Source organism: Noviherbaspirillum humi, assembly GCF_900188095.1.
GTDB classification, from domain to species: domain Bacteria; phylum Pseudomonadota; class Gammaproteobacteria; order Burkholderiales; family Burkholderiaceae_D; genus Noviherbaspirillum; species Noviherbaspirillum humi.
In genome coordinates this window covers 281278-305620 of record NZ_FZOT01000003.1, presented here as the reverse complement: position 1 = coordinate 305620, position 24343 = coordinate 281278, and the positions used below count along the sequence as shown (strand labels likewise).

Below are 24343 nucleotides of genomic sequence, written 5' to 3'. Positions count from 1 at the left end.
TCAACACATTGAGCGCGGTGAATTCATCGCGCCACGCATTCTTCCAATCAAATAAGGTCTGCGCTGATGTGCACCTCGCAGCTGGTATTTCCTGGATGCGTCTGCTCATCGTTCCAATAGGCCGGTATTGATCAAGGTCGGCCTGCAGCTCCTCAACGATCCGCTAAATCTTGCGCCGAACATGGCATGTCGATCAATGCGGCCTACATGCCATGTGGTACCGACATAAAAGCCCTTTGGCTGTCGAGATAAGCAGACCATAGGTTTCGATCTCACCGTGAAGACCGGGTCGGCCGCCAACTTCAGCAGACTGATCTCTTGTTTGACGACGATCTGACGAGCCTCGCTCATGGGGACACGCCTTGTCGCCTGGAGGCTGTTCAACGAAGGATCTCTCCTCTATCAAACGGCATCGCGCCACCCTTTTGGCCTTGCCTTAAATCCAGGTGGAGACTCCTGCATATGGAGTTGCAATTCCCATTCCTATGGCATTGTTCCGTCCGACTGAACCGGATAGGCTGTCGATATCCGGCAATGGTTGCTTGATATCGCAAATGCGGCAGTGGCATTCCTCGTTGGGTAAATACGCCAAGGAGTGCAATTCGGTTGAAGCCTTCCTGACACTGGAATATCATCCATGCGCCCGACAAGTCACGGCATTCCCTGCTTCAACCTGCACTCTGGTTACCGTTGGCTACCGTCGTCATCTCATCCAGAGCCTCCGTATTGGAACAAAATGGTGTTGATTAGCCGGTTGATCCTGTGGATCGGCAAACTGGCGGTAAAGCGGCGCGCCTCCAGATGACTAAAATGTCAAGACTCCATGGAAGCTCCCAGCAATCATATGGCTCTGGCTATACCGCGAGTATCTTTAAACGGTACCGATCAATTCGCTTCGTCGCTACCTGCAGACTGTTTTTAAAATTGGGCTATCACTCGCCGACACAATGAAGCAATTCTCTGTCTTTTACATCAACATGCCTGGGTTGGATTCATGCTTAACGTTCGATTGCTAGCCTCTGGAAAGGCAGTTCCGGCCATGGAAGTGACTTCAGATTCCTTGGACGAACGCTTCGGTCGCCCGAGAAACCATACGTTTAGCAGATCCGGCGTAAGGATTCGACGATTTTCGGTGGCGGGTCAAAGTCAGAGTGAACTCGCCGCGCTCGCTTTAATCGATGCGATGAAGAACGCAAACATAAAGGGCGATTCGATTGATTTGCTGATTTCAGCCTGCGGCGTGCAGGAACAGGCTCTTCCCTCAACCGCATGCGCGATAAATGCCCATGCAGGACTTCCCAAGGGGACGCCTTCATTTGACGTGAATGCCAGCTGTCTCAGTTTTCTGATGGCTGTGAAATTGGCCGCCACCTTGCTGAGCGTTGGCACATATCGAAGAATCGCCGTGGTCTCGGCCGATCAGCCGTCGCGTGGAATCGATTGGAGCGAGCCGGAAGCTTCATTGATATTCGGCGATGGTGCTGCCGCGGTGATTCTTGAACCAGGCAATTCCAATCAAGGAGTCCAGTCTTTTCTTTTCAAAACCTATCCAGAGGGGCGGTCCTTATGCGAAATACGCGCCGGCGGCACCTTGTGCAACCCCGCCAGAGGCGCAAGCGACCGGGATTATCTGTTTCGCATGAACGGCAAAAAGGTAATGAAGCTGGCGCTGCAGAACATGCCTGCTTTCATGGAGGAGCTTCTGGCTTCCAAAGGCATGTCCGTAGAAACGATGGACCTGATTATTCCGCACCAGGCAAGCCATTTGGGTATGGCGCACATGTCCAAACGTATCGGCGTGGACCCGTCGCGGATCGTGGATATCTACAGTACGCACGGGAACCAGGTAGCCGCCTCGATCCCGACCGCTTTGCATGAAGCGCTGGCAAGCGGTCGCCTCCAACCGGGCAAGCGCGCCTTGCTGATCGGCACGGCCGCAGGGCTCAGCATCGGCGGCATGGTAATGGACTTTTGACGATGCGCATTCTGGTAACGGGCGCGACTGGCGGCCTGGGGCGAAATGCCACGCAGTATTTGCTTTCCCAAGGCGTCGACGTCATCGCCACGGGCAGGAATGTCGCGATAGGCCAGGAACTGTCCGACCGGGGAGCGCGGTTCGTTGGCATTGACCTTGCCCGTCCCGACCCGAAGTTGCTGGCGTCGATGGTCGATCAGGCAGATGCGGTGTGGCATTGCGCTGCATTTTCGGCGCCGTGGGGCGCGCCGGGTGCCTTCGACGACTGCAATGTGAAAGCGACCGCCAATCTGCTCGATGCGGCAGGGCAGGCGGGTATTGCGCGATTTGTCCATGTTTCGACGCCAGCGATCTATTTCGACTTCACGCATCGGTATGATGTTCCGGAGTCATTCAGGGCGCGAACGCCGGTCAATCACTATGCGCGCAGCAAGGCTGCCGCCGAGGATAAGGTCAACGAAGCCAGTGCGTCGTACCCCGCAATGCATACCTCCATCATCAGGCCCCGCGCCATCTTCGGGCCCCATGATCAAGTGCTGGTCCCGCGCCTGTCTCGCGTCATCAGGGCGAACGGCGGCCGCTTAACCTTGCCGCGGGGCGGCCGCACCATGCTCGACCTCACCTACGTCGATAACGTGGTGCATGCCATGTGGCTTGCTACCACCAACAAAAACATGCCGAGCGGACTGGCTTTCAACATCACCAACAACGAGCCGGTCCACATCGCGGATATGCTCGAAAAATTGTTCGTTTGCGGAATGAAGACCAGGCTGAGCATCCAAAGCCTTCCCTATTCGTTACTGGCAGCGGCAGCGAGTCTCCTCGAGGGCATGTCCGCGTTCTCGGGCCGGGAGCCACCGCTGACAAAGTACAGTGTAGGCGTGCTCGCCTTTGACATGACGCTCAGCCTGAAACGGGCAATCGACGTGCTGGGCTATTCGCCCAAGATTTCGCTGGATGAAGGCATAGAGCGTACAGCACACTGGCTGAGGCGCCATGGCTAACGTTACCAGCTTTGAAGTCGGATACTGCACCCATCCGGCATGCATGGCGCTCAAGGGGGCGGGCTTCGGAAGCCGCTGCTTTCCTTCACGAGCCTATTTGATTTCCACGGAACGCAGCCTGCATCTGTGGGATACCGGCTATTCGTTTCACTTTCATGACGCGGCCCAAGGAATATATGCTCTGTACCCGACGATTACGCCTATCCATCTTGGGCAAGACGAGCCGCTGATTTACCAATTGCGACGGATCGGCGTTCATCCGAACGACTTGAGCAGCATCGTCCTTTCGCATTTCCATGCAGACCACGTTGCCGGACTGCGGGACTTTCCAGGGGTTCCGGTCGTATGCGCAGCAGAGGGCTGGAACAGCGTTCGAGCGCTGCGCGGCCTGAGTGCCTTGCGCAGCGGCTTTCTACCCGGACTGATCCCTGCGGACCTGACACAGCGAATGACGTTTGTCAGCCAGTTGCCCAGGAAACCGTTGCCCTCGGCGCTGCAACCCTTTGACGAAGGCTGGGACCTCAGCGGCACGGAAGACGTTTTCCTCGTGCCCTTGCCGGGTCATGCGATTGGCCATCTCGGGGCATTTGTCCGAGAAGGCGATGCCTGGATGCTGCTCGCTTCCGATGCCGCCTGGGCGCATGAAAGCATTGCCGAGCTGAGAGGACCATCGGAACTTTCGTTTCTGATACAGCACAGCCGATCGGACTATTACTCGACGCTGCGCAAACTGAATCGCCTGCATGAGAAAAAAATCAGAATACTGCTTACGCATCAGGCATCGGAGTTGGCGAAGAAATGATGCGCACCGTGAAAACCGCATTTTCCTATTTCCGTGCCAGGAGACTGACTTTTCAATCCCGGGCTTCACTGGAAAATTACCAGACCAAGAAGTTGGCCGAATTCCAGCGCAAGTTGGTTTCGCGCAGCAGGTATTTCGCCCGCTTCCGCGACCTGCCGATCCTCGAGTGGCCAATAATCGACAAGAGTTTGATGCTGAACGAGTTCGACAGCATGAATACGGCAGGCATCAAGTTGCAAGAGGTGGTGAAGACTGCCCTGGCTTGTGAAAGGTCGCGTGACTTCAGGCCCAAGGTGAATGGCGTCAACGTCGGCTTGTCTTCCGGGACCTCGGGGCAGCGCGGCGTATTTGCGATAGGCGATGCTGAGGCGGCCCGATGGGCTGGGATCATCCTTGCTAAAACACTGCCGGGTTCATTGTTCTCGCGCGAGCGGGTGGCCTTGTTCCTGCGGGCAAACAGCAATGTCTACGAATCCGTGCAGTCGCGCCGGCTCACGTTCCGATTCTTCGACCTCTTCACTTCACTCGACAATAATCTGTCCCTTCTGGAAGACTATCGGCCAACCATCCTCATCGCGCCCGCTCAGGTCCTGCGGGAAATCGCTCTGAGCGTGAAATCCGGCCAGGTCCGGGTCAGCCCCAAGCGCGTCATCTCCGTGGCCGAGGTGCTCGAGCCACTCGATCGCATCCTGATCGAGGGCGTTTTCGGGAAGGTGCATCAGGTGTATCAAGCGACCGAAGGTTTCCTCGCAAGCACCTGCAGGCACGGCACGCTGCACCTCAATGAAGAATATGTGCATGTCGAACCGCAATGGCTGGATGCGGAGCGCCGCCGCTTCATGCCGATCATCACCGACTTCACGCGTTTCGTGCAGCCTTTCGTCCGTTATCGGCTCAACGATGTGCTGATTGCCGGGCGCCCTTGCACCTGTGGCAGCGCCACGCGGACGCTCGAGGCGATTGAAGGACGCTGTGATGACATGCTGGTGATGCCGGGAAATTCAAGATCCGAGGTCACCGTATTCGCAGATATGCTGTCGCGCGTATTCGCGAGATCCTTGCCGATGGAAGCGGATTATCGCCTGATCCAGCGTTGCGAAACGTCCTTGCACCTGCATGCCAACATCGCCGACACGGCGCTCGAAGATCTTCGAAAGGAGTTGGAGGCTGCGCTGGCGCTTCTCGATGTGAAAGTCGGCGCATTGCGATGGCATCTGCATCGCCAGGTACCGGCGCCGGAAGCCGGTTCGAAGCGAAGACGCATCCTCCGGTGTGTTGACCCGCATTCGGGAGCGAGTGAATGAGCGTCTTGAAGAAGATGTCGCCTCTGGAAAAGATCTACTTTTCGCTGGCAAACAGCTTTGCTCCCTTCGCGATCCAGCTCTGGATCCAAGCTGACACGTTGCCAGCGCTGCCCGCGTTGGAACAGGCACTCGCATGTGCCGCGGCGGCCAATCCCGGCGCTCGGCTCATGCAGCGGAACCTGTCTTGGCAAGACACCGGAATCGCACCACGCGTACGCTCCATTCCATCGGGAACGCCGTTTTCATTGTCGCACCCGGTTCTTCACGAGGGACTCTGCGACCTGCCATCTCCAGCCATTGAAGTGCTTTACTGGCCCGGAGCAGGGTTGATCTTTCGGTGTTCGCACGCGCTCATGGATGCCGGCGGCCTGCTTTTCTTTGCCAGGGAAACGTTCCGCGCGCTGCGTGCCGAGCCTTTATCGGGAAGCGAATGGACAAGGTCGGACCGAGATTATCTCGCCGGTCTGGAACGACGCAAGCGTGCCCCCATGCTTCGGCCCGAATGCAATTCACCGCTCGGTGCGCCTTCTCGACGTAGCGGATACGTCTGGGAGCAACGATCCCTGCCTGGGCAATACCCGGCCCTGGGTGCGCGCCTTGTCAGCGAACTCGATGCGATGGCGCGGAAGCATCGTGCCGGGGCCTGCACGAGAATAATGTTGCCAGTCGATCTTCGCCGGGTGGATGGGGCATTACGCAGCACGCGCAATTTCAGCAGGCCATTGTTTCTCGGGCTGTCCGCTCCGGCTTCCTGGAGCGCCTTGCATGCACGGGTATTGAACGCGCTGGAACGCCGTGAGGAATGCGTCTCTCCTTCCGTAGCAGAAGATCTATTGGCTCGCCTGCCTTCATCGGTAATCGCTGCGTGCATACGGCGGCTGCATGACTGGCAAGTTGGCAACGACCGATATCTTGTCTCCGCAGTGGTGTCCAGCCTCGGCGATGTCTCGTTGGCGTCCTTCTCGATGCCGGGATTCTCGCCACATTCCTTGCGCATGCTTCCATTCGATACGCCTGGAGCGGGATTGACATTGATAACCATGCAGCATGAGAACGGCACGGAAATTGCCGCTTCCGCGCCGGCAGCGACCGGCAGCGACGGAAGGTTGAGCGCGGCACTGGATCACTTGTGCAACGCCCTTGAGCGTAAAAAATATTCGCTCGGCGTACCTCCGGAATGCTCGTTTCATCCTTTACCCAGTGAAGGTCCTACGGCTGCCTTACCCGCCGGCCTGACCTTGCCGCATTTGATCGCACAACAAGCAGCGGCGCACCCTCAACGCATTGCTCTGCGCGATGGGGACATCAGCATCACGTATGCGGAACTTGAGACGAGGTCGGTTGCCTGCGCCGGAGCGCTTCGCGCGGCAGGCGTCAATGCGGGGGACCGGGTTGCGCTGTACTCGACGAAGAGCGCACACACTATTGTTGCCCTGCTCGGCATACTTCGTTCGGGAGCGGCGTTCGTGCCAATCGACCCGGCATGGCCGCAAAAGCGCATGAATATGGTGCTGGAAGACTGCCGGCCAGCATGTTTCGTGACGAGTCATGCAGGGGCGGCCAGCCACGACGTGCCCTGCATTGCAATGACCGAATTGATGCAGTCCGAACCGCGAGCCGCATTTGACCCTGCCGAGTGCCTGCCGGAGTCAGTGGCCTATGTCTTATACACGTCAGGCTCAACCGGCAAGCCCAAAGGGGTGGTTGTCGGACACCGCAGCGTGACGAATTACATCTTGTGGGCCAGGGACGCCTATCTGAAAGAGATGAGCAGTCCCGCGGTTTTCCCTTTCTTTACGTCTCTTGCATTCGATCTGACGCTGACAGCCTTGTTCGTTCCGCTTGCGAGCGGGGGTGAAGTGCGCGTTTTCTCGCAGAATGGCGTACTTGACACGCTGCGCGCCATCCTTGCGGACAGAAGCGTCAATGCGGTGAAGCTGACCCCTTCACACCTGAGTGTCATGGCCGAGCTTGGATTGGCGTCAAGCGGATTGCAGACATTCGTCGTTGGCGGGGAGGCGCTTCCAGCCCATCTTGCGAGCGTCGTCTGCGACCAGTTGCAGGGCCATGCAGACATCTTCAATGAGTACGGTCCGACGGAGGCAACCGTCGGCTGCATCGTGCATCGCTTCGATCGGAAATCTGATACGACGCCAATCGTGCCGATCGGCCTTCCCATCATGAACACGCAAGTGCTTTTGCTTGACGACCCTGGTTCACCAGCTCCTGACGGAAAAGTCGGTGAAATCTGCCTGGCGGGGGATTGCCTGGCCTTGGGATATCTGGACCGATCACAAGAGGCAAACCGATATTGCGAGCATCCCTTTCGCGTCGGGGAGCGAATTTATCGCACGGGCGACCGCGCCCAGCGTCGGGCCGACGGCACTTTACTCTATGTTGGGCGGATTGACGATCAAGTCAAAGTGCGCGGCTATCGGGTCGAGTTGGGGGAAATTGAGGCGATGATCGCCGCATCAGGTCTGTGCAGGGGATGTGCGGTGTTATCCGGAGATATCAGGGCTGGTGCCGGACTGATCGCTTTCGTGGCGTGGCGGGCAGGCGATGAAGAAGCTGCGCTGCGCGAGTGGCTCGAATCGTCGCTCCCACACTATATGATCCCGGCCCGCATCATCGCAATCGACGAGATTCCCTTGAACGTCAATGGCAAAGTCGATAAAGCCAGACTGCTCCTTGATGCCAGCACGCAGAATGCGCTGCCTGTTACGTGTACCCCATTGGAGACCGGACTGATTGAGATCGTCACTGAATTGATTCCAAGGCTTGGGAAAACGGTTGATCCTGAGGAGTCCTTGTTGGAACTTGGTCTGGATTCGCTGCAGACAATGCTGTTGATGACCCACGCGGCACGCCGCTTTCTGACGGAGTCGAGCCAGCAGGCGTTTTTCGATTCGCTTGATGACTTCCTCGGGGATCCAACGGTTCGTCATCTTGCGATCATCATCGATCGGCTGCGGGAAAATCCTGTTTGCAAGGTGCTGTCTTGATTCACTGGCGCGATTGGCAAAGCATTGCTCATCTGTTCGCACTTCCGGCGCTGATTGCGTGGTCTTGGCAGCAGCCATCGATAAACGCGGCCGGATACGTCTTGATCCTTTTTATGAGTGTCGGCGTCTGTTGTATCAGCCACAATCATGCCCATCTGCCGATTTGGCGCCCGGCATGGGCAAATCGTTTGACCGATCTGGTGATCTGTTTGCTGCAGGGGCAGCCTGCTTATCTTTTCCAGCCGGCGCACATCGCAAGCCATCACCGCTACAACCAGGGATACCGGGATATCACCCGTGTCGCCCAGTACTCCACGGGCAATAATTTGCTTGGCTACTTGGTCTTTCCATTCCAGGTTCTGGGAGCGTTGAATGAACTCAAAAGAAGCTATCTGCGTACGCTCTGGCTTCATGACCGTCGCCGCGTTTGCTGGATAGCCCTTCAGCATCTGCTCCTTTTCGTGCTGTGGGCTGTGGCTTTCAGTTTGGACGCGTGGCGTGCGCTGGTTTATGTAGTCGTTCCACAATTCGTGGCGCTGCATTTTCTGCTCGCCTCGAATTATCTGCAGCACGCCCATGCGGCTCCAAGCTCGCGCTATAACCATTCCAGGAATTTCGTCGGGCCGATCAACCTGTTTTGGTTCAACGTCGGTTATCACACGGCGCACCACGAGGATGACAGGCTTCATTGGACCGCGTTACCTGCAGCACATGCGAAGATCTCCGGATCCATTGATCCTCGCCTTATGGAACCAAGCCTTGTGGTGTACGTTCTCCGCACCCTCTGCCTGGGGGTCGTTCTTTCGCGCTTCCGATCGAGGCAGATGCCAAGCCCGTTCGATCCGGAAGAGACTGCCCCGGATTGAATCGAAAATACGTCGCACACAGATGAACTACCATGCAGACGCCCCCGCCGATATCTGGCAAACCTACCTTCGTTGGGTAGGCTGGATAAGCCTCGCTTTCTTTCCCGCTTATCCATTTTGTAACTGGGTCACCGCGCAGAGAGAAAATACGCTGAGCCTGTATCTGCGGCAGGAACTGAACATTCCGCTGGTGCCCGAATTCATATGGATCTATCTGTCCATGTATCTGATGTTTTTTGCGCCGCCATTCTTCCTGGGTGTCAGTTCGTTGGAGACGCTGGGGAAACGGCTGCTGGCAGGCACGTTATTGGCGAGCGCCAGCTACCTTGTCTTTCCCTCGCATCTGGGATTCGAGCGAATCGTTCCAGCCGATCCGCTTTACCAGGCGGTGTTCACGGGCTTATTCGCGGTCGACAAACCCCATAATATGGTGCCGTCGCTGCATGTCGTCTTTACATCCATCATTGCCTTCGCCCTCATCGGCGCGACCTCCAGCCGGACGCTCAAGGCCGGATGGATGGTGTGGCTGCTTCTGATCATCGCATCAACTTTATTGGTGCACCAACATCACCTGCTGGACTGCGCCACCGGATTGTTGCTTGCTTCCTTGCTTACGCGCCTGATCAAAAAACAAAATGATTCAGTCATGCGGGTTGAATGGGAGCGTCGTCAACCGCGCTGATGGTTTTATGCCAGTCTCGTGAAACCCGCTCAATCCGGTGCAAAGCTGGTTCTCCATCACCCGGCTGAGCCGTGGTGCCCGCATTTGCTGCCGCCTGCGGGCGTTTACCCCCTTATTTGATGAAGCGCACTTCGGCGTTGATCCTCTCCAGGATCGGCTTCTTTCGTTCATTGAAGCGCTTCTTGTTTTCCTCGATCAGGTTGTTGCCCTTGGTGTCGATGGAAATGATCAGCGGTCCGAATTCATTGACCTTGTTGATCCACAGGGTCTCCGGCATGCCGAGATCCTTCCATTCGGCGCCTTCGATCTTCTCCACCTTGGTCGCCGCCAGCACCGCGCAGCCACCCGGGAAGATGGCATGCACCGCCTTGTTCTCGGCGCAGCCCTCGGCGGTTTCCGGCCCCATGCCGCCCTTGCCGACGACCAGCTTCACCCCGGTGCGCTTGATGAATTCCTTCTCGAATTTTTCCATGCGCATGCTGGTGGTGGGGCCGATCGACACCATCTCGTAATCGCCGTCTTCCTTCTGGCGCACGATCGGGCCGGCGTGGAAGATCGCGCCGCCCTTCAGGTCGACCGGCAGCTCGCGGCCGAGTTCGATCAGGCGCCGGTGCGCCACGTCGCGGCAGGTCACGAGATGGCCGGTGAGGTAGACGACATCGCCGACATTCAGTGCTTCCAGGTCTTCATCCTTGATGGGCGTGGTCAGGATTTTCTTCACAGCTCGACTCCTTGATGCGAAATGATTTCGTGGGACAGATCGGCATTGATCCTGATGCGGCCGCGCCGGTGCGCCCAGCAGCCGGTGGAGACTGCCACGCCGATGGTCGAGGGATGCCGCGCCGACGATTCGATGTTCACGCCCATCACGCTCGCGTTGCCGGTCAAGCCCTGCGGCCCGAGGCCGACTTCGTTCAAGCCTTCCTCCAGCAGCGTTTCCATCTTGGCCGCATTCGGATTCGGATGGTGCGAGCCGACCGGGCGCAGGATCGCCTTCTTCGACAGGCGCGCCGCGGTCTCGGCGGCGGTGGAGATGCCGACGCCGACCAGCATCGGCGGGCAGGCGTTGACGCCGCGCGAGGTGATGACGTCGAACACGAATTCCGCCACGCCTTCGTAGCCTTCGCCCGGCATCAGGACCTTGGATGCGCCCGGCAGGGTGCAGCCGCCGCCGGCCATGTAGACATCGATCGTCACGCTGTCCTCGTTCGGGGTAATTTCCCAGTCGAGCCAGGGAATCTTGGAGCCGGTGTTGGTGCCGGTATTCTTCTCGTCGAAGGCTTCCACCGCATTGTGGCGCAGCGGGCCGAGGCGGGTCGCTTCCAGCGTCGCATTGCGCAGGATGTCTTCCAGTTCGCCGAGCAGCGGGAACTTCGCGCCGGCGTTGATGAAGTACTGGATCACGCCGGTATCCTGGCAGCTTGGGCGGTTCAGCTTGTCGGCGGCTTCCTGGTTTTCCTTCATCGACATGTAGATCGCCTTGGCCAGCGGCTGGGTTTCCTTCTCGCGCAGCTCGGCCAGCTTGTTATGCACATCGGTTGGCAGGCGCTTGCCGATGTAGGCGGTGAACTTCGACATCACGTCGGTCAGCGACGCGATGGCCGCATCCTTGTCTTCGATTTGCATGACGGTGCTTTCCTTATTCAACGGTCACTTTGCCGGCCTTGACGAGGCCGGCGAATTTTTCAGTTTCTTCCCTGATCTGCCTGACCATGTCGGCCTGGCTGTTGCCGACCGGCTCGGCGCCGATGTCCATCATTTGCTTCCTGAATTCGGGCGTGTTGATGATCCTGACGATTTCGGCATTGAGCCTGGCCGTGACCGTTGCGGGCGTGGCGGCCGGCGCGAGCAGCCCGAACCAGGTGCCGATCGCCAGGCTGCTGATGCCGGCTTCCTGCATGGTGGGCACGTCCGGCAGCACCGAGGAGCGCTTGGCGGTGGTAACGGCGAGCGGCTTCAGCTTGCCGTCCCTGATGAAGGGCAGCACCGGCGTGATCGTATCGAACGACATGTCGACCTGGCCGCCGAGCAGATCGGTGGCCAGCGGCGCGCTGCCCTTGTAGGGGACGTGAAGCAGAGCGGTGCCGCTGGCCATCTGGAATTGCGTGCCGATCAGATGCTGCGCCGTGCCGCTGCCGTTGGAGCCGTAGCTCAGCTTTTCCGGCTTGGTTTTCGCGTCGGCCACGAGGTCGGCGACGGCCTTGTAGGGCTTGGCGGAGGACACCACCAGCACATTGGGCACGATGGCTACCGTCGTGATCGGGGCGAAGTCTTTCTGGAAGTCATAGGGCAGCTTTTTATAGACGCTGGTGGCGATGGTGTGATGCACCGCGCCCATCAGCAGCGTGTGGCCGTCCGGCGCGGCCTTGGCCACGAGCGCCGCGCCGAGGGTGGAGCCGGCGCCGGGCCGGTTGTCGACGATGACCGACTGGCCGATGACGGGAGACAGCTTGGTCGCCACCGCCCGGGCCAGCACGTCGGTGGTGCCGCCGGCGGGAAATGGCACGACGATCGTGACCGGCTTGGCCGGCCAGGGCTGAGCCGCGCAAACTCCAGCCATACTCAGCAAACAGGCTGGCGCCAAGGCCTTTAACACCTTGCCGAAACGACGCTGCGACTTCATGGTGGTCTCCTCTGTGCTGGGTGTCGATGGAGGAGATTCTAGGTTGATGAGAATTGAATGCTCGGGTATAAAATAAAACCACCCTTGAATTGAAGTTAACAATGAGCAGCGCCATCAATCCCGCCGATTTCAGCTTCTTCTCTACGCTGGTGGCCGCCGGCAGCCTGGCTGCGGCGGCGCGCGAACTCGGGCTCACCACCGCCGCCGTCAGCAAGCGCCTGTCGCAGATGGAAGCGCGGCTGGGGCTCATGCTGATCAATCGCACCACGCGCCGCATGAGCCTGACGCAGGAAGGCGAAACCTATCTGGAGCGGGCACGGAAGATCCTGCTCGACATCGGGGATCTCGAGGACCTGCTGTGGGGCGTGACGCAAAAGCCGAAAGGGTTGCTGCGGGTGAATGCGACGTTGGGCTTCGGCCGCAGCCACATCGCGCCGCTGGTATCGAAGTTCGTGGATCGCTATCCGGAGGTCGATGTCCAGCTGCAGCTGTCGGTGACGCCGCCGCCGCTTTCCGACGATGCCTACGACGTCTGCATCCGCTTCGGTCCGCCGCCGGATGCGCGCATGATCGCCAGATTCCTCGCCCATAACCGCCGCATCCTGTGCGCCACGCCGGGCTACCTGAGACGGCACGGCGAACTGAAGACGCCGCAGGACCTGATGAAGCACAACTGCATCGGCATCCGGCAGGGCGACGAGTATGGCGTGTGGCGCTTCACCGCCAGCCGGCATCGCGGGAAGAATTCGGGCGGGATGAGGGATCACCATGTTCGCGTACGCGGCAACCTGACCACCAATGATGGCGGAGTCGCCGTCAACTGGGCGCTGGAGGGGCGCGGCATCCTGTTGAGGGCGGAGTGGGATGTCATCCACTATCTCGAGAAGGGTCGCCTGGTGCATGTGCTGCCGGGACTGGATTCGCCGGATGCCGACATCTACGCGGTGTATCCGCAGCAGCATCGCTCGTCCACGCGGGTCAAGGCCTTCGTCGATTTCCTGGCAGGCGCGCTGGACAAGGGAAAGGGCGGCGGGCGGCCGAGCCAGTCTCCATGACCGTGCCGTCCGCAGCCGCAACGGCATGGATTTTCACCGTCGGAAACATGCGCTTACACTTCTTTCCACTTCAGTGATGTGCTGGAAGCGCGCCTCCGTTAAGCTGGGCAAAAAATCCCCAAGGAGCCCACATGACCCGAATCCCATTCCTGCTGTTCCCCGCGCTGCTGGCAACCCTGCCGCTCGTTGCCGCCGCCGATTCATGGAAGCATGGACACCACAAATACAAGGAAGAGTACTGGGACGGCAACTGCAAGGTCGAGCGCAAGATCGGCAAGCATGGCGAGTTCAAGGAAGAGCGCAAGTGCCGCGCGCCGGAGGCGGTCTACTACGCCCCGCAGCCGGTGTATGTCGCGCCGCCGCCTCCAGTGGTGGTGCAGCCGGGGGTGACCATTCAGGGCACGGTACGCCTGCCCTGACCGGAAGACCGCGAGCGACCGGATTCACCGCTCAAAAACAAAAACGCCAGCTGAACGCTGGCGTTTGCATTTCCGGCGCGGCCTCACGGCCGTGGGATGGATTACAGGCTGTCGGCGATGGCGCGCAGGCGGCGCATCTGCTGTTCGCTGGCGCGGGCAGCGCTGGGAACGGTGCGGGCCATCTGCAGGCACTTGCCGACCACGTCCAGGAAGCGGGCGACCCTGGCCGAAGCGGCGGCGACGAAGCTGGGGGAGGCGTGGAGAATGGCAGAGGTAGTCATGGCGTTTTTCCTTGTTCACGTTTCGTTTCTGTACTTCCAAGATAGGCCTGATGCCGGGCAATTCCCAATTTCAAGTCGTGTTATCAGTCATCACTGTCGTGAATGAAACCTGCCAAGCTTTCGGTTTGACGTAAATAACTTGGGGGAAACCGCGTCGTCTCCGCCTGCATCATGGCTGGCCTCCGCGCCGATGTTGAACTATTGTCACTATGTGACCGTCCCTGTGTCATCGGCGCATCTCATTCGAATGCGCCAATAGCTCTGAAGAAAAGCTGCCAAATTTTTATGCCGTTTTTCCCATGATTTCGCATTCTGGTGCACAATTCCACCTCTTGAAATAAATCCTGCCGCCATTCGGCGCTTTCTCCGTCAATCAGCCCAAGACTGCCATGGACTCCGCACCCCAAAAAGATGACCAGCTGCGCGACGCAGCCCTCGACTATCACCGTACGCCCAGCAAGGGCAAGATCCAGGTCGTGCCGACCAAGCCGCTGGCCAACCAGCGCGACCTGTCGCTCGCCTATTCGCCCGGCGTGGCCTATGCCTGCGAGGAGATCGAAAAGGATCCGAACATGGCGGCGGACTACACTTCGCGCGGCAACCTGGTGGCGGTGATCACGAACGGCACGGCGGTGCTCGGCCTCGGCAACATCGGCCCGCTGGCGTCCAAGCCGGTGATGGAAGGCAAGGGCTGCCTGTTCAAGAAGTTTGCCGGCATTGATGTGTTCGACATCGAGCTCGCCGAGCACGACCCCGACAAGCTGGTCGATGCCATCGCCATGCTGGAGCCGACGGTGGGCGGCATCAACCTGGAAGACATCAAGGCGCCGGAGTGCTTCTATATCGAGCGCAAGCTGCGCGAGCGGATGAACATCCCGGTCTTCCACGACGACCAGCACGGCACCGCCATCATCTCCGCCGCGGCGCTGCTGAACGGCCTGAAGGTGGTCGGCAAGCAGATCGGCGAGGTCAAGGTGGCGGTCTCCGGCGCCGGCGCCGCGGCCATCGCCTGCCTCGACACCATGGTGGGCCTCGGCGTGAAGCGCGAGAACATCTTCGTCGCCGATTCCAAGGGCGTGATCTACACCGGCCGCGACGCCAACATGGAAGCCAACAAGGCGCGCTACGCGCAGGACACCAGCGCCCGCACCCTGGCCGACATCGTGCGCGGCGCCGACGTCTTCCTCGGCTGCTCCACCGCCGGCGTGCTGACCGGCGAGATGGTCAAGAGCATGGCCGACAAGCCTATCATCCTGGCGCTGGCCAATCCGGAACCGGAGATCCGTCCGGAAGTGGCGAAGGCGGCGCGTCCGGACTGCATCATCGCCACCGGCCGTTCGGACTATCCGAACCAGGTCAACAACGTGCTCTGCTTCCCCTACATCTTCCGCGGCGCGCTCGACTGCGGCGCCACCAAGATCACGGAAGAGATGAAGCTGGCCTGCGTCAAGGCCATCGCCGAGCTGGCCGAAGCCGAGACCAACGATGCGGTGGCCGCCGCCTATGCCGGCCAGGACCTGACCTTCGGCCCCGACTACATCATCCCCAAGCCATTCGACCAGCGCCTGATCGAGAAGATCGCGCCGGCGGTGGCGCGCGCCGCCGAGGAATCCGGCGTGGCCGCCCGTCCGATCAAGGATCTCGACGCCTACCGACAGCAGCTGAGCCAGCTGGTGTACCACACCGGCATGATGATGCGGCCGGTGTTCTCCGCCGCCAAGGCCATGCCCAAGCGCGTCGCCTATGCCGAAGGCGAGGAAGAGCGCGTGCTGCGCGCGGTGCAGACGGTGGTGGATGAGGGCCTGGCCAAGCCCATCCTGATCGGCCGCCCGCATGTGATCGAGATGCGCATCAAGAAAGCCGGCCTGCGCCTGAAGGCCGGCGCCGACTTCGAGCTGGTGAATCCGGAAGACGATCCGCGCTACCGCCACTATCACGAGGCCTATCATGCGCTGCGCGGCCGCGACGGCATCACGCCCGACATGGCCAAGGTGGCGCTGCGCCGCTCCAACACCCTGATCGGCACCATGCTGGTCCACCTCGGCGATGCCGACGCGCTGCTGTGCGGCACGGTCGGCCGCTACGAGGGCCATCTGGAGCATGTGCGCGATGTCATCGGCCTGGCGCCGGGCGCCAAGGTGTTCGCCGCGATGAACGCGCTGATGCTGGAGAAGTACACCATGTTCATCACCGACACCTACGTCAACGACGATCCGAGCGCGGAAGACCTGGCCGACATCGCCAAGCTGGCGGCGGCCGAGATCCAGCGCTTCGGCCTGAAGCCGAAGGTGGCCATGCTGTCGCACTCGATGTTCGGCTCCTCCAGCCGGCCGTCGGCGCGCAAGATGCGGGCCGCGCGCGACCTGCTGGTGCAGGCGGCGCCGGAGATCGACGTCGAAGGCGAAATGCAGGGCGATGCGGCGCTGGTGGAAGACGTGCGCCGCCATTTCCTGCCCACGACCCAGATGGAAGGCACCGCCAACCTGCTGGTGATGCCGTCGCTGGACGCGGCCAACATCGCCTTCAATCTGCTCAAGATCACCGGCGGCCAGGGCGTGACGGTCGGCCCGATGCTGCTCGGCGCCGCCAAGACGGTGCACATCCTGAACCCGGCCGCAACCTCGCGCCGCATCGTCAACATGACGGCGGTGGCAGTGGCTGACGTGCTGGCCAGCAACGCCGGCTGATTCGGTCCCTGCGGCGCTGCGCCAAGGCCCTGCTCGGCAGATGTCGAGCAGGGCTTTTTCCTTTCCGGCGCGCCGCTGTCGTTGAACTGTCCCATGGTTTCGCGCATGCCATGCAACCAATTGCCATGCTGTCTATCGAAGCATTGTTATCGCGGCAACAGAAAACCAGCCGCAACCAGCAAAATCAATTCACCCGATGGAGAAATGCATGAGCGATACCGGATTCTTGAGCGACATCCAGACCCTGCGCGCGCGCGCCCGCCAGCACATCGAGGAAGGCGCCGTCACATCCAGCTACGGCGCCGACCGCGAAACGGTGCTGAAGCTGCTCAACGAGGCGCTGGCCACCGAGCTGGTCTGCACCCTGCGCTACCGCCGCCACTACTTCATGGCCAAGGGCATTCATTCACAGGCGGTGGCCGATGAATTCCTTGAGCATTCGAACGAGGAGCAGCAGCATGCCGACATGATCGCGGAGCGCATCGTCCAGCTCGGCGGCGAACCGAATTTCTCGCCGGAAGGCCTGAGCACGCGCAGCCATGCCGAATATATCGAAGGCGCGAACCTGATCGACATGATCAAGGAAGACCTGGTGGCCGAGCGCGTGGCCATCGAAAGCTATACCGAGATGATCCGCTACTTCGGCGACAAGGACCCGACCACTCGCCGCATCATGGAAAACATCCTGGCGGTCGAGGAAGAGCATGCGGATGAACTGTCCGACCTGCTGGACGGCAAGAATGGCGAAGGCATGGCACACTAGGTCTGTCGGGATTTCCAGATGACCTTCCATGTTCAGAAAGCACCGTGAAACTCACAAGATCCAGAACAGCGGCTGGCTGAGGGCGGCGGTGCTCGGCGCCAACGATGGCATCGTCTCCACCGCCAGCCTGATCCTCGGCATCGCCGCCTCGAATGCCTCGCACCAGAGCATCCTGCTGGCGGGCACCGCCGGCCTGGTCGCCGGCGCGATGTCGATGGCGACCGGCGAATACGTGTCGGTGCACTCCCAGGCCGATACCGAGAAGGCGGCGCTGGCGCAGGAACACGAAGAACTGAAGACCGACCCCGCCAGCGAACACCGCGAGCTGGCGGCGATCTACGTCACCCGCGGACTCGACGGCACGCTGGCGCGCGAGGTCGCCACCCAGCTGATGGCGCACGACGCCCTCGGCGCCCATGCCCGCGACGAACTCGGCATCAACGACATCATGAGCGCCCGGCCGCTGCAGGCGGCGCTGTCCTCCGCGCTCAGCTTCGCCATCGGCTCGGCCATGCCGCTGCTGGTGGCGGCGCTGGCGCCGGGCGCGCATCTCATCCCCTTCGTCTTCATCGCCTCGCTGCTGTCGCTGGCCCTGCTAGGCGGCTTGTCGGCCCATGCCGGCGGCGCCAGCAGGGTGGGCGGCGCGGCCCGCGTCACCTTCTGGAGCGTGCTGGCCATGGTCGTCACCATGGGCGTCGGCAAGCTGTTCGGCACCTTCGTGTAGGTCTTCCATCGGCGCTCGTTGCTCAACCCAGCGCGGTGTCGAGCAGCATCATCAGCACGAAGCCGATCATCAGGCCGCCGGTGGCGAAGGCTTCATGGCCGGTGCGGTGCGACTCGGGAATGATCTCGTGGCTGATCACGTACAGCATCGCGCCGGCGGCGAAGGCCAGTCCCCATGGCAACAGCACTGCCGACAGGCCGATCACGCTCGCGCCCAGCACCGCCGCGAGCGGTTCCACCAGGCCGGATGCCGCGCCCAGGCCGACCGACAGCATGCGGCCGTAGCCGACGCTGCGAAGCGCCATTGCCACCACCATGCCTTCAGGCACGTCCTGTATCGAAATGCCGGTGGCCAAGGCCTGCGCGCCGATGGCATTGGTGCCGGCGAAGGCGACGCCGATGGCCAGCCCCTCCGGGAGGTTGTGCAGGATGATGGCCGACACGAACAGCCAGGCGCGCTTGAGGCGCTTGGCCTGCCTTCCCTCCACGCCCTTGATGAAATGCTCATGCGGCAGCAGGGCGTCGATGGAGTACAGCAGCAAGCCGCCCAACAGGATTCCGGCGCCGACGATCAGGCCGGCGCCCCAGGAACCGGCGCCGAGCGACTTCGCCGCCGCCAGGCCGGGAATGATGAGGGAGAAGGCGCTGGCGGCCAGCATCACGCCGGCGCCGAAGCCAAGCATGGTGTCGAACACTTTTTGCGAAAACTGCTGCGACAGCAGCACCGGCAGGGTGCCGAGCATGGTGGCGCCGGCTGCCATGGTGCCGCCCTGCAAGGCCATGGCCACCCGTTCGTCGTACTGCATCAGCCATAGATTGCCGCCGTAGAACAGCAGCGCCAGCAGGGCGAACATGCCCAGCGCCAGCAATGCCTGCTGCCATGAGGCCCGCACCGGTGCGCCAGGCACGGTGGAAGCGGTATCGGAAGGCTGGAAGTCGGCCATGGAGCAATCCCTTCATCTGCCCGAACGGAAACGGGTCGACGGCGTGTCGCGGCGAATGTGCGCCGCCCAAGCCCAGTAGATGCCTTGTCAGCCGCTTCGTTCATCGATGCAAGAAGCCTCGTCCGCGACAACCTTGCCTTGCGCCATGCCGGGCAGTTTTTACGCCGCCGTGCAGATTTCACACGCCCGGACCCGGGAAGCGGGCCGGGATTCCCGATGCGGGCGTGCCGCGCCGGGGCGGCACGGACCTTGCACCACAGGCCCGCTCTTGTGTTGTTCCGTGAGTCTTACCAAGAAGGAGTCATCATGTTCATGCACAACAAGCGCCTGCAGTACACCGTGCGCGTAGGCGACACCAATCCCGGGCTGGCCAATCTCCTGCTGGAGCAGTTCGGCGGACCGCAGGGCGAGCTTGCCGCCGCCATGCGCTACTTTACCCAGGCGGTGGCCGAGGAGGATCCCGGCCGCAAGGACATGCTCTACGACATCGCCACCGAAGAGCTGAGCCACCTGGAGGTGATCGGCTCGCTCATCGCCATGCTGAACAAGGGCGCCAAGGGGCAGCTGGCGGAAGGCGTGGAAAAGGAAGCCGCGATGTACCGTTCGCTGCAAGGCGCCGGCAACGACAGCCACGTCACCCAGGTGCTGTACGGCGGCGGCCCGGCGCTGGTCAATTCCGGCGGCCAACTCTGGAATGCCGGCTATATCGACAGCATCGGCGAACCCACTGCCGACCTGCGTTCCAACATCGCCGCCGAGGCGCGCGCGAAGATCGTCTACGAACGCCTGATCAACCTCACCGACGATCCGGGCGTGAAGGAAGCGCTCGGCTTTCTGATGACGCGCGAGATCGCTCACCAGAAGTCGTTCGAGAAGGCGCTGTACTCGATCGAATCCAACTTCCCGCCGGGCAAGCTGGCGGGCGACCCGCGCTTCACCAACGTCTACTTCAATATGTCTCAAGGTGACGGCGACATGCGCGGCTCCTGGAACGAAGGCGACCAGTGGCAGTTCGTGGAGGACGTGTCGAAGATGATGGCGGCCGACGGCGGCTCCGGCCTGGCCACGGCAAACATGTCGCCGGATGAGCTGAAAGCGGTGGAGCAGATGGCCATGCGCACCCAGTCCGATCCGGCCATGAACCCGACCACCGGCGCCGAGCTCGGCGCGGCCAACAACAGCGTGGTGGGCAAGGACGGCCGCGGCACCATGCATTGATTGCCGCCGCCGGAGGCCGGGGCGCAAGCGTTTTCATTCCCGGCTGCCGTCCTCGGTAGACTCGGCGGAGGCCGGCCGCTTGGCGACCGGCCGGTGGCTGAGCTCGCAATGCGCCGCATCGGTAGTGGCGACGCAGGCCTCGAAGGCATCGGCGATCTGCACCACGTCGAACATATAAATGATGTCGTCGACCTGGACTTCTTTGGTGGACAGGCGAACGGTTGCCATGTGGATTCTCCCTTGATGTCGATTCGAATGCGCTTGGAGCGTTTTCGCCTGCGCCTGTTCCTTGCGCGTCCCGGCATCATGATGTGAATGAATGAAAAAAAGCAGGAACCCGGCACCCCTGCGGATGATCCTAGATGGAAACTTCATTCGGCACATGACTTTCCATCTGTTCCAGCCTCCCGACCGCTACTACCGCTATACGCGCCTGATCTGCCTAGCCGTCTTCGCCATTTGCGGCGCCGTGCTCGCCGGCTGGGTCTGGCACATCCCGTCGCTGATCACGATCAAGCCCGGCTTCTTCCAGATGAAGGTGAACACCGCCGCCGGCCTCATGCTGGGCAGCGCCTGCCTGTGGTTCCACGTCCATCGCCACCACAAGCAGCTTGCCGGCAAGCTCTCCTGGCTGGCCGGCGTGCTGATGCTCCTGCTGAGCGGCGCCACCCTGGTGGAGTATCTGTTCGACATCTCCCTGGGCATCGATCAGCTGCTGTACCGCGACGTGCTGGAACCGAACAGCCGCTATCCGGGGCGCATGGCGCTGCCCACTGCGGTTGGAATGTTCGTCACGGCCGCCACCCTGATCCTGTTGAAGGAAAGCCACCGCTCGGCGAAGTGGCCGCTGGCGCTGGCCACCGTTTCGCTGCTCGCCTGGTCGGCGCTGGCGGTGTCATATTCGTATGGATTGGTCGAGATCTACCGCTTCGATGCCTACGGCGGCATTTCCATTCCGACCGTCGCCTGCTTCCTGCTGCTCAATCTCGGCGTGCTGTTCGTGAACGCCCGCCATGGCTTCATGTTTTACTTCACCAATCCGAGTTATGCCGGCGTCGCCGCCCGGCGCCTGCTGCCGGCCTGCCTGATGGTGCCGGTGCTGTTCGGCTGGCTGATCCTGACCGGCCGCGATGTCGGGGTGATGGATTTGCGCAGCGCGCTGGCGCTGGAAGCCATGGTGATTGCGCTGATCTTCACCGTGCTGATCGGCTGGAGCGCGCGCGCGCTGCTGAAGCTGGAGCGCCTCGCCTCCATCCGGCAGACCGAACGCCTGGAAGCGCTGGAGCGGGCGGCGCGCCTTGCGCATTACGATGCCCTCACCGGCTTGCCGAACCGGGTGCTGCTGCAGGAACGCATGAACGCCGCCATCCGCAACGCCGAGCGCCGCGCAACCAACTTCGCGCTGCTGTTCATCGACCTCGACCGCTTCAAGCCGATCAACGACATTCATGGGCACCAGGCCGGCGATCAGGTGCTGAAGGAGATCAGCGCCCGCTTGCAAGCCATGGTGCGCGAAATCGATACCGTGGCCAGGCTGGGCGGCGACGAATTCGTGGTGCTGCTGAGCGAGACCCGCAGCGCCGACGACGCCGCGGCCATCGCCGACAAGCTCATCAAGACGGTGGAGCGGCCCTATGTGGTGAGCGAGGACGAGATGTTCCTGTCCGCCAGCGTCGGCATCGCGGTGTATCCGAAAGATGGCAGCGATCCGGCGGCGCTGATGGAGCATGCGGATGCGGCGATGTACTACGCCAAGTCGCTCGGCAAGCGCAATTTCCAGTTCTATGCGCCGACCATGACCCATGAGGCGATGCGGCGCGCGTCCGTCGAGCGCCAGATTCGCATCGCGCTGGAAGAGGGCGGATTCACCGTGGAGTACCAGCCGAAGATCGGCGTCAGGAGCCGGCGCCTGATCGGCTTCGAGGCGCTGGTGAGGTTGAAGCCGGTGGACGGCCGTCCGCCGCTGTCGCCGGTCGAATTCATTCCGATCGCCGAGGACAGCGGCCTGATCGTGCCGCTCGGCACCTGGGTGCTGAACGAAGCCTGCCGCCAGAACAAGGCCTGGCAGAATGCCGGCTACCTGCCGGTACCGGTCTCGGTCAACGTCTCGGCGGTACAGTTCCGCAGCAGCGAGTTCGCCGCCACGGTGCGCCAGGCGCTCAAGAGCACCGGCTTGAATCCGGCCTACCTCGACCTGGAAATCACGGAAACCACCATCATGCAGAACTTCGAGCATGGCGTGACGCTGATGCGCCAGCTGCAAGCCATCGGCGTCGGCGTCTCCATCGACGACTTCGGCACCGGCTCATCCAGCCTCTCCAAGCTGAAGCTGTTCTCGGCCGACACCCTGAAGATCGACCGCTCCTTCATCCGCGACCTGCCACATGACCGCGACGATGCCGCCATCACCTCGACCATCATCGAGCTGGCTCGCAACCTGGATCAGAAGGTGGTGGCCGAGGGCGTGGAAACGCAGGAGCAGCTCGCCTTCCTGCAGGAGCATGGCTGCGACGAGGCGCAGGGCTTCTTCTTCAGCGCGCCGCTGTCGGCGCAGCGCTTCGAAGCCCTTTACGGCAAGCAGTGGTAGGAAGCCGAACGCGCAAATGAAAAGCCGCGCCCGGGGCGCGGCGTTCCCGCATGCCTGCCGATGCGCCGGCAGGCAGGAAAGGGAGGAAAGATTACTTGGCGACCTTGTCGGCCTTGGCATCAGCCTTGTCAGCCTTGGCTTCGGCGGCAGCCTTGGCCTTGGTTTCCTGGGCATCGGCCTGGGCCTTCTTGGCCTTGGTGTCGGCCTTGGCCTGCTTCTTCTCGGCCTTGGCTTCAGCTTTGGCGGCCTTCTTGTCAGCCTTGGCATCGGCCTTGGTGTCGGTCGTGGCGGTGGCCGTCGTCGAGGACTTGGTGTCGGTGCTTGCCGGCGCGCCGGTATGAGCAGCGGCGAACGCGGAAGAAGCGAAGACGGAAGCAACCAGCATGGCGAGCAATTTGTTCATGTCCAATCCTTTCGATGGGTGAATTGCCAAACAGTAGGCAATGCATACTCAACGCCTGGCATTTGCGTGCGTTGACCAAAATATATGCGCTTACCTTTCTTACAAATAGTAATTAATTGATGTCAACAGGCGGTCAACCTGGACGTCTTGTTCACGAGAGGAGTGCGGATTCTGCGCGAAAGAATTGCCGCTGGGAGAAGAAAACGGGAAGGGCGAGTTTTTGTAGAAAGCTAGAACAGGCTGCCCGAAACGCCGCCGTCCCTTTCCCTCGAACGCCGCGCCGTTGGCCTGGGGGCCGGCTTCGCCACCAGGGCATCCGCCGGATAGGGTGTGAGAAAGCTCGGCACCTGCTCCAGCGGCGCATGCAGCCAGGAGTCGATATCCTCGTCGCGCAGCAGCACCAGCATCCGCTTTTCATCCTCCGGTCTGTGGAAGCGCCGCATCAGCGGATGGTCGTCGGCATTGATGGTCAGCATGGAAAAGGAAACCAGCGCATCGGCATCCGGCGTGGCCGGCCGGTAATCCCAGATGCCGGCGATCGATAGCGGCCTGCCGTCGGCATGGGCGATCTGCCAGCGCACTGCCTTGCCGCTTTCATAGCAAGGCTCGAAGAAGTCGTCGGCGGGAATGACGCAGAACTGGCGCCGGCGGAAGGCATGCCGGAAGGAGGGCTTGCTGGCCACGGTTTCGGAACGGGCATTGTAGGTATGCTTGGCCAGCTTGGGGTCCGCCCAGTGCGGCACCATGCCGAAGCAGGCGGCCACGCATTCATTGCCGCCGCCGTCCTCGCCGCCGGAAGGCAGACGCAGGATGGGCGCCATGCTGGCTGGATATGCTTCCTCCGAGAAGGCGGCTGAGGGAGGCGCGGCAACGCCATAATACGCTGCCATTCGCTCGGTTCGAGTGGGCGTGTAATTGGAGCACATGAGGCATTGTAGCCGCCGCCTTGCTTTCCGGCCTGAGGCGGCTCAGACACGTTATTCTGGGTCCCGGCCGGGTCGA

The 24343-nt window shown here is 61.3% G+C and carries 22 protein-coding genes; 14 read left to right on the top strand and 8 right to left on the bottom strand.

The features are described 5' to 3' along the window. The first annotated feature begins 1039 nt into the window (after positions 1-1039). The 7 genes from CHB88_RS07865 (at position 1040) to CHB88_RS07835 (ending at position 9638) form a co-directional block, all read left to right on the top strand. A complete protein-coding gene (locus tag CHB88_RS07865) occupies positions 1040-1975 on the top strand; it encodes a 3-oxoacyl-[acyl-carrier-protein] synthase III C-terminal domain-containing protein (protein ID WP_245844814.1) in 936 nt (311 codons plus the stop codon). A 2-nt stretch (positions 1976-1977) separates the two neighbouring features. Continuing rightward, entirely contained in the window at positions 1978-2979 is a 1002-nt protein-coding gene (locus CHB88_RS07860) for an NAD-dependent epimerase/dehydratase family protein (protein ID WP_089398753.1), read from the top strand. Further along, positions 2972-3781, top strand: a complete 810-nt coding sequence (locus CHB88_RS07855; RefSeq protein WP_089398752.1) for an MBL fold metallo-hydrolase — start codon at positions 2972-2974, stop codon at positions 3779-3781. Before CHB88_RS07860 ends, CHB88_RS07855 begins: the two co-directional genes overlap by 8 nt. Further along, positions 3778-5085: a F390 synthetase-related protein gene (locus CHB88_RS07850; protein ID WP_089398751.1), complete on the top strand. Its 1308-nt coding sequence runs from the start codon at positions 3778-3780 to the stop codon at positions 5083-5085. The genes CHB88_RS07855 and CHB88_RS07850 overlap by 4 nt, the downstream gene beginning before the upstream one ends. Further along, positions 5082-8090, top strand: a complete 3009-nt coding sequence (locus CHB88_RS07845) for a non-ribosomal peptide synthetase (protein ID WP_089398750.1) — start codon at positions 5082-5084, stop codon at positions 8088-8090. The genes CHB88_RS07850 and CHB88_RS07845 overlap by 4 nt, the downstream gene beginning before the upstream one ends. A gap of 113 nt (positions 8091-8203) precedes the next feature. Next, positions 8204-8956, top strand: coding sequence for a fatty acid desaturase family protein (locus CHB88_RS25985; protein ID WP_425436079.1), 753 nt, complete (start codon positions 8204-8206; stop codon positions 8954-8956). 22 nt (positions 8957-8978) lie between these two features. Continuing rightward, a complete protein-coding gene (locus CHB88_RS07835) occupies positions 8979-9638 on the top strand; it encodes a phosphatase PAP2 family protein (protein WP_176442371.1) in 660 nt (219 codons plus the stop codon). 112 nt (positions 9639-9750) lie between these two features. Here the strand turns inward: CHB88_RS07835 and ttdB are convergent, their stop codons facing one another. From ttdB to CHB88_RS07820, 3 genes are read right to left on the bottom strand one after another with little or no spacing between them, the layout of a single operon-like run. Further along, entirely contained in the window at positions 9751-10359 is a 609-nt protein-coding gene (gene ttdB, locus CHB88_RS07830; protein WP_089398747.1) for a L(+)-tartrate dehydratase subunit beta, read from the bottom strand. Then, positions 10356-11264, bottom strand: coding sequence for a L(+)-tartrate dehydratase subunit alpha (gene ttdA, locus CHB88_RS07825; protein ID WP_089398746.1), 909 nt, complete (start codon positions 11262-11264; stop codon positions 10356-10358). The genes ttdB and ttdA overlap by 4 nt, the downstream gene beginning before the upstream one ends. 13 nt (positions 11265-11277) lie before the next feature. Continuing rightward, on the bottom strand, positions 11278-12198 hold the full coding sequence (locus tag CHB88_RS07820; protein WP_245844811.1) for a tripartite tricarboxylate transporter substrate binding protein: 921 nt from the start codon (positions 12196-12198) through the stop codon (positions 11278-11280). A gap of 164 nt (positions 12199-12362) precedes the next feature. Between CHB88_RS07820 and CHB88_RS07815 the strand changes: the two genes are divergently transcribed. Further along, positions 12363-13316, top strand: coding sequence for a LysR substrate-binding domain-containing protein (locus CHB88_RS07815; RefSeq protein WP_089398744.1), 954 nt, complete (start codon positions 12363-12365; stop codon positions 13314-13316). A gap of 131 nt (positions 13317-13447) precedes the next feature. Continuing rightward, positions 13448-13735 (top strand): hypothetical protein, encoded by a 288-nt coding sequence (locus CHB88_RS07810; RefSeq protein WP_089398743.1) that lies wholly within the window; start codon positions 13448-13450, stop codon positions 13733-13735. Between the two features lie 101 nt (positions 13736-13836). Here the strand turns inward: CHB88_RS07810 and CHB88_RS07805 are convergent, their stop codons facing one another. Further along, positions 13837-14016 carry a hypothetical protein gene (locus tag CHB88_RS07805; protein WP_089398742.1) on the bottom strand — a complete coding sequence of 60 codons (180 nt, stop codon included), beginning with the start codon at positions 14014-14016 and terminating at the stop codon, positions 13837-13839. Positions 14017-14405: 389 nt separating this feature from the next. Between CHB88_RS07805 and CHB88_RS07800 the strand changes: the two genes are divergently transcribed. From CHB88_RS07800 to CHB88_RS07790, 3 genes are all read left to right on the top strand, one after another. After that, positions 14406-16703: an NADP-dependent malic enzyme gene (locus tag CHB88_RS07800; protein WP_089398741.1), complete on the top strand. Its 2298-nt coding sequence runs from the start codon at positions 14406-14408 to the stop codon at positions 16701-16703. Between the two features lie 208 nt (positions 16704-16911). After that, positions 16912-17466, top strand: a complete 555-nt coding sequence (locus tag CHB88_RS07795) for a ferritin-like domain-containing protein (RefSeq protein ID WP_089398740.1) — start codon at positions 16912-16914, stop codon at positions 17464-17466. A 28-nt stretch (positions 17467-17494) separates the two neighbouring features. Further along, positions 17495-18190 carry a VIT1/CCC1 transporter family protein gene (locus tag CHB88_RS07790; protein ID WP_089398739.1) on the top strand — a complete coding sequence of 232 codons (696 nt, stop codon included), beginning with the start codon at positions 17495-17497 and terminating at the stop codon, positions 18188-18190. 22 nt (positions 18191-18212) lie between these two features. On the opposite strand, the gene CHB88_RS07785 is transcribed toward CHB88_RS07790, so the two are convergent. Further along, positions 18213-19133: a ZIP family metal transporter gene (locus CHB88_RS07785; protein WP_425436074.1), complete on the bottom strand. Its 921-nt coding sequence runs from the start codon at positions 19131-19133 to the stop codon at positions 18213-18215. Between the two features lie 306 nt (positions 19134-19439). Between CHB88_RS07785 and CHB88_RS07780 the strand changes: the two genes are divergently transcribed. Continuing rightward, positions 19440-20351, top strand: a complete 912-nt coding sequence (locus CHB88_RS07780) for a manganese catalase family protein (protein WP_089398738.1) — start codon at positions 19440-19442, stop codon at positions 20349-20351. Positions 20352-20384: 33 nt separating this feature from the next. On the opposite strand, the gene CHB88_RS07775 is transcribed toward CHB88_RS07780, so the two are convergent. After that, positions 20385-20579, bottom strand: coding sequence for a hypothetical protein (locus CHB88_RS07775; protein WP_089398737.1), 195 nt, complete (start codon positions 20577-20579; stop codon positions 20385-20387). A 154-nt stretch (positions 20580-20733) separates the two neighbouring features. On the opposite strand from CHB88_RS07775, the gene CHB88_RS07770 reads away from it, so the two are divergent. Beyond that, positions 20734-22938 (top strand): putative bifunctional diguanylate cyclase/phosphodiesterase, encoded by a 2205-nt coding sequence (locus CHB88_RS07770; RefSeq protein WP_176442370.1) that lies wholly within the window; start codon positions 20734-20736, stop codon positions 22936-22938. 91 nt (positions 22939-23029) lie between these two features. Here the strand turns inward: CHB88_RS07770 and CHB88_RS25115 are convergent, their stop codons facing one another. Beyond that, positions 23030-23341, bottom strand: a complete 312-nt coding sequence (locus CHB88_RS25115; RefSeq protein ID WP_089398735.1) for a hypothetical protein — start codon at positions 23339-23341, stop codon at positions 23030-23032. Positions 23342-23571: 230 nt separating this feature from the next. Next, the gene (locus CHB88_RS07760; protein ID WP_089398734.1) at positions 23572-24267 is read right to left on the bottom strand and encodes an SOS response-associated peptidase family protein; all 696 of its coding nucleotides are present in this window, start codon (positions 24265-24267) and stop codon (positions 23572-23574) included. Positions 24268-24343: the final 76 nt, after the last annotated feature.